This is a genomic window from Arthrobacter sp. SO5, assembly GCF_020532805.1.
Taxonomy (GTDB): domain Bacteria; phylum Actinomycetota; class Actinomycetes; order Actinomycetales; family Micrococcaceae; genus Arthrobacter.
Window position 1 is genome coordinate 1 of sequence record NZ_MQTQ01000081.1, and the last position, 4086, is coordinate 4086.

At 67.6% G+C, this 4086-nt stretch carries 4 protein-coding genes, 2 tRNA genes and 1 pseudogene; 2 read left to right on the plus strand and 5 right to left on the minus strand.

Features of this window, described 5'->3' with window-relative positions:
- Nucleotides 1-149: 149 nt before the first annotated feature.
- Together BJG92_RS15105 and bcp are read right to left on the minus strand one after the other, a co-directional pair.
- Nucleotides 150-234: transfer RNA gene (locus BJG92_RS15105), tRNA-Leu, on the minus strand.
- A 109-nt stretch (nt 235-343) separates the two neighbouring features.
- On the minus strand, nt 344-817 hold the full coding sequence (gene bcp, locus BJG92_RS15110) for a thioredoxin-dependent thiol peroxidase (RefSeq protein ID WP_232084819.1): 474 nt from the start codon (nt 815-817) through the stop codon (nt 344-346).
- 96 nt (nt 818-913) lie between these two features.
- Here bcp and BJG92_RS15115 point away from each other — a divergent pair, with 96 nt between their 5' ends.
- Entirely contained in the window at nt 914-1396 is a 483-nt protein-coding gene (locus BJG92_RS15115) for a MarR family winged helix-turn-helix transcriptional regulator (RefSeq protein ID WP_232084821.1), read from the plus strand.
- 428 nt (nt 1397-1824) lie between these two features.
- The gene (locus BJG92_RS15120; protein ID WP_232084820.1) at nt 1825-1965 is read left to right on the plus strand and encodes a hypothetical protein; all 141 of its coding nucleotides are present in this window, start codon (nt 1825-1827) and stop codon (nt 1963-1965) included.
- A 76-nt stretch (nt 1966-2041) separates the two neighbouring features.
- Here BJG92_RS15120 and BJG92_RS15125 read toward each other — a convergent pair.
- The 3 genes and pseudogenes from BJG92_RS15125 to BJG92_RS15135 form a co-directional block, all read right to left on the minus strand.
- Nucleotides 2042-2117: transfer RNA gene (locus tag BJG92_RS15125), tRNA-Lys, on the minus strand.
- Nucleotides 2118-2232: 115 nt separating this feature from the next.
- Nucleotides 2233-3321, minus strand: a complete 1089-nt coding sequence (locus BJG92_RS15130) for a sorbosone dehydrogenase family protein (protein WP_232084822.1) — start codon at nt 3319-3321, stop codon at nt 2233-2235.
- 133 nt (nt 3322-3454) lie between these two features.
- Nucleotides 3455-4086: pseudogene (locus BJG92_RS15135) on the minus strand (hypothetical protein); the annotation flags it as partial.

Below are 4086 nucleotides of genomic sequence, written 5' to 3' on the forward strand. Positions count from 1 at the left end.
GCCCCTTGGTTGGTGTCTCAATGGCTATTCGCCGGGTGCGGGGGGCCGGATGGGTGGGGGTGGAAGATTTTTTTTGCAGGCGACGGGCAGCCGGGGCTGGACGGGCCGGCCGGGAACAAAAAAGAACCCCGGTCCGAGGACCGGGGTTCTGGTGCGCAAGGGGGGATTTGAACCCCCACGCCCGAAGGCACAGGAACCTAAATCCTGCGTGTCTGCCAATTTCACCACTCGCGCGCGATGCCCGGCGTCAGGTCATAGGACCATCGACGGCGGATAACAGGCTCCATTGTACATTTCGCAGTACCTCCCGCCGCGCCGCCTCGTCGGCGGCCGGCGGGACGCGCTAGGGATCCAGCTTGAGGTCGCGGCGGAGCTTGGCCACATGCCCGGTGGCCCGCACATTATATTGCGCGAGGGCGACGGTGCCGTCGGGGCCGACGACGACCGTCGAGCGGATGAGTCCTTCGTAGGTCCGGCCGTAGTTCTTCTTCTCGCCCCAGGCCCCGTACGCCTCGGCGACGGCGTGGTCCGCATCAGAGAGCAGCGGGAAGGTCAAGCCCTCGGTGGCCGCGAATGCGGCGAGCTTGCCGACCGGGTCGGGGGAGATGCCCAGCACGTCGTAGCCTGAAGCCTTCAGGGACGCGAGTGAATCGCGGAAGTCGCAGGCCTGCTTGGTGCAGCCCGGAGTGGATGCTGCCGGGTAGAAGTAAACAACGGTGCTGCGGCCGCGGAAGTCCGTGAGCGACACGTCCTGACCTTGGGCATTCTGGAGGGTGAAGTCCGGCGCCGGGTCGCCGGGAATGAGTGGTTCAGGCACGATAGTCTCCTTGGCGGGGTGGGAATTGTCCCAGCCTAATGAGCAATGGTGCGGGCGACGAATCGTCTGCTCGCTATACTCGTGTGTATGCCTGATATGGATCGCTGGCCCACGGGCCGCCTATTGTCCACGGCAGCACGCCTTGTTGAGCATTCCTGGAACGAGAAGCTGGGCGCCATCGGCCTGACCCACGCCGGGGTTATCGCTATGGAAGTGCTCTCAGTCAACGGGCCCATGACCCAAGCGCAGCTGGCCCAACTGGTCAGGGTCCAGGCACAGACCATGGGGAAGACGCTGAGCCGCCTGGAGGCCCACGGCCATATCTCCCGGCAGCGCAGCACCTCCGACCGCCGCAGCCATGTCGTATCCCTCACAGATCGTGGCCGCGAGGCCGTCGCGCAAGCCGCCGACATGGAACGCTCGGTGCTCGCGGCGGCATCAATCGACCCCGACCTCCTGAGGCAGGAACTGCAGGCTGTCGTCTCCGAACTCGCGACAGGCATCACCATCCCTGAGGTCAAGGCCATCGTCACCGCCGCGGAGCCCGGCCTCGCCGTTGAAGTGACCCACCTGAACTAGCGCTCCGGCGTGGGGCGGCGCCTGGGTTCGGCGCTGAATGACTCACCGTCGGGCTCGCCGATGTAGTCTCGTTCCTCGGCCGCAGCGGGCCGATCGGGGTCCAAGTGGTCCAGTCCTGGAAACAAGTACGGACTACTGGTTTCGAGTGGGCATCGCTTGCGGAAGCATGGGCCCATGACAAGCTACGTCCTCGAAGCCAGGTCCTTGGAGCATCGCTGCCAGTGCTGTGGCGAATTTGCGTCAGCCGTGTTCTGTGGAGACTGCGCTGCCCCCATGGAGGTGCCAGCCGGAGCCCCCCGGGAAACTTCCGGCACACTGCACGGAAAAGGAGCGGACTCTGTGCCTGACGTGTGAGCCAGCTGTCCACTGATTCGTGCCGTCCCGTGTCCCTCACGTGCCGCGCCGCCGGCGGCACATAGGCTCGGGTTATGGACCCGAAACCGACTGTGGAGCTGGAAGGGCAGACCTCGATTAACGAACTGCTGGACGAGCCGGTCGGCACCCTCCCGGTCCAGCTGCCGCTGCCGATCGATTTCCAGTGGGCCGTGGCCGCCGGCCGTGTGTCCTGAGCGGCCTCAACGCCGGACAACGAAAAACCCCGCCCTGCCAAGCTGTTTAGCCTGATAGGACGGGGTTATTCTTTGGTGGTGCACCCCCCGGGACTCGAACCCGGAACCCATTGATTAAGAGTCAATTGCTCTGCCAGTTGAGCTAGAGGTGCAGCTGTTGTTTTGACCACCGGGGCTTTTTATTTCCCGCGTTGTTCTCCGCAACGACATGAAACTCTACACGAGATTCGGCGACGTGTGAAATCGGGCGGTGGTGCCACTGTGCACTTAGCCGGGAAGGTCCAAAACCAGCACAAAATCAGGGTTTTGGTTGTTGCTGAGCACCCAGAGGCGGCCGTCCGGGGCGAGTGAAACATTCCGGATCCGGCCGTACTGCTGTGTGAAATAACTCACAGGCTCGCCCGCGAATTCACCGGCCAGGGGAACGGCCCAGACCCGCTGCCCGCGAAGGGCGCCCAGATACGCGGTATCGCCCACTATTTCGAGCCCGCTGGGGGATGCATCCGCCGTGGACGGCCACACCACCTTCGCGTCAATGAGGCCGGAACGGTGCGGCGCTCCCGTCACGCCGGGCCAACCGTAGTTGCCGCCGGGCACGATCAGGTTGAGTTCATCGTCCACGTCCGGGCCGAATTCGCTCGCCCAGAGCCGGCCGGCACTGTCCCAGGCGAGACCCTGGACGTTGCGGTGGCCGAAGCTGTACACGGGGTTGTCCCCGAACGGGTTCCCCGGCGCGGGACGGCCTTCGGGGGTGATGCGGAGAATCTTGCCGGCCAGGGCGTTGGTGTCCTGGGCCTGCTCCCGGCGCTGCGAGTCACCCGTGCCGACGTAGAGATACCCGTCAGGCCCGAACCGGATCCGGCCGCCGTCGTGCGTGGACGCCTTCGGGATCCCGGCGAAGATGATCTCCGACGGCCCCAGCCGCAACTGCCCGCCGCTGCCCTCCAGGCGCATGCGGGCGATCCGGTTGTCCCCCGCCGCAGTGAAGTAGGCGTACAGGTACCGGTCCGTCGGGAAGTCGGGGGAGAGTGCCAGGCCAAGCAGGCCGCCTTCACCGCCGGGCACGACGTCGGGCACCTGGCCGACGACGCCGGCCCGCCCGCCGCTCGAGGAACCGCCGGTCAAGGAATCGCCGCGGACCGACCGGAGCAGGGCGCTGTCCCGTTCGGAAATGACGGCGGTACCGTCGGGCAGGAAGACCGTGGACCACGGGAGGCGCAGTTGGGCGTCGATCCGGCCCGCCACCGTTGGCTGTCCAGGGCCCTCGGGGACTTGCCCGGACGGGCTGTTCGCCGGGGAGACGCTGGTATTTGCCGGGGACGTCGCGCCGCCCGTGCACGCCGCAAGCAGGAGCATGGAGACCGCAAGGACCGCGACGCGCGCACCGGCGGCCGCGTGGGAGCGCGGGTGCGGTGCCGGTAATTTCCTGCCCCCCGCCAGGGGCTTCATGCGCGCTGCCACTGCGCTGTTCCGCGCGGCCCGTCGCCGTCTAAAACTGCCGTGACCGGCGGGGGAGGCGGAAGCCGGCGGCTTCGGCGTAGGCGCTGGACTCGAACCAGACTTCGGCGCGGGTGGCCTCGAAGCCCGGGTTCGTCTCGTCGTAGTAGGTCATCGAGTCGGCGATTCCTTTGACGGTGAACCCGGCAGGGCCGCTGCCGTCGGCCGCGGGCGCCGCCGATCCCTCGCCGTAGGGCTGGTCCAGGGCGAGATGGCCTGCCGGTCCAGCGGCAGGGCCCGCCGCCGTTTCGGCGGCCGGAGAGGACGCGGGCGTTCCTCGGGTGTCCGCCATCACGCCGGCCTCGGCCTCGGCCTCGGCGGCTGCCGATTCCGCGCCGGGGAGAGTGGGTGCGTGCGGCTCGGTGTATTCGGAGTGGTGCACCGGGGCGGCCTGCGCCGGAGCGCCGCCGTGCGCCGCCTCGTGATGAACCGGGGCATGCGTCTCGGCCGGCGGTGTTTCCGACCACTGGGTCTCCCATTCGGCACCGTCCGCGTCTTGAACACCGTCCGCGGCTTGGCCACCGTCCGAGTCTTCGGCACCGTCCGCATCCGTCGCGGGGGCGGGCTCCGCGACGACGGACGTCTCGGGCGCTGCGGCAGCGGATGCTGCAGCCGCCGCCGCAG

Excerpts from the sequence above, each read along its gene's own strand:
- BJG92_RS15120 (WP_232084820.1), top strand. The coding sequence starts at position 1,825 with ATGGACCCGAAACCGACTGTGGAGCTGGAAGGGCAGACCTCGATTAAC.
- BJG92_RS15130 (WP_232084822.1), bottom strand. The coding sequence starts at position 3,321 with ATGCTCCTGCTTGCGGCGTGCACGGGCGGCGCGACGTCCCCGGCAAAT.
- BJG92_RS15115 (WP_232084821.1), top strand. The coding sequence starts at position 914 with ATGGATCGCTGGCCCACGGGCCGCCTATTGTCCACGGCAGCACGCCTT.